We start from the raw sequence: 1166 nt of genomic DNA, 5'->3' as shown, positions 1-1166 counted from the left end.
CCCTGTAGTATTTCTGCTTCTCTAGCATGAGATACAGTGTTACGTGTTCTTTGTAAACCAGCCATTTCAGATGAAACAGGTGTATCATTGGTTAAAGCATAAACTCCTATACTTACAGCCACAGCATCGACTATAAGCTGACCAACAATAACAACTGGTATCGCTATAGCGACTTCTCCAAATGGATCTACACGGTTTACTGGGTTCCCTTCCACATAAGCGAAGGTATTCAATCCACCCTGCAATCCAATAGGATCAGTTGTGGTATAGCGACCAACGGAAGAATCATAGTAGCGTTGGTAGTTATAAAATAATCCGCTTTCAGGGTCGTAATATTGTCCAGGGAAACGCAAGGCAATAAAGGTTTTCTTACCATCACCATCAACGTCTTGATTTACATTGCCCTCACCATACGCATCACGGTACCAAGCCCAACTGGTGTTGCCTTTAGTATCTGATGCTCTACGTGGTGCATTGAGGTGATCAGCATGAATGTAATTAACCTGGTGGCGATCTATTTTCCCATTACTTTGATATACCTCTTCAATCATGGCGAGTGGCATATTATCTAGCCAAATATAATGACGACTTAAGCGTTTACGATTTTGGTCATGCAGGGTATCAACCAGTAGCTGACCATTCGTGTTGTAATGAAAGGTGCTGTATTCCTTGTTGTCACCTTTGTAGCGGGTTTTCAGGACACGCTCACCTAACACGTTATAAATGTATTCCGCCTGTAGCTGGCCATTTTTACTGATACTATGAATGCGACCACGGGCATCATAGGTGAAGCTCAGTGGATTGTTCTCAGTAATGTGACCTGTGGCATCTGTCGTGATGGTTTGGTTATTCACCTTCGTAAGACGATTACTGTCTTTTTTATACGTCAACGTTTGTGTGTGAGTTTCACTGTTACTAGGCTGACCTTCTGCAGCTGTATTGGGTGTTACCCACTCACGTTTTGTGCGATTGCCTACCGGATCAAAGCTGTATTTTTTAGTTCCAAAGTAGCCTTGTTCCTGCGCCAAGCGGTCCAGTGCATCATATTGGTAAGTCGCGCTGTAGGAGGCGTTATTGCTATCGTTGATTTGAGTGATATTACCAACAGGGTCATAGGTGTAGTCGAGGTCCTGAACACCTGTAACCGTTTGGCTCATCAATCGACC

Annotated in this window: 1 protein-coding gene; it reads right to left on the bottom strand. The window is 43.7% G+C overall.

All coding sequences use genetic code 11. From position 1 onward, the window contains the following. On the bottom strand, positions 1–1166 hold a 1166-nt coding region (locus tag F607_RS32345; protein ID WP_276523954.1), incomplete at both ends, for an RHS repeat-associated core domain-containing protein.

The sequence above is a fragment of the Zooshikella ganghwensis DSM 15267 genome, assembly GCF_000428585.1.
In the GTDB taxonomy this organism is placed as follows: Bacteria; Pseudomonadota; Gammaproteobacteria; order Pseudomonadales; family Zooshikellaceae; genus Zooshikella; species Zooshikella ganghwensis.
The sequence above is the reverse complement of the archived record's forward strand: the minus strand, read 5'-3'. Positions and strand labels throughout refer to the sequence as shown.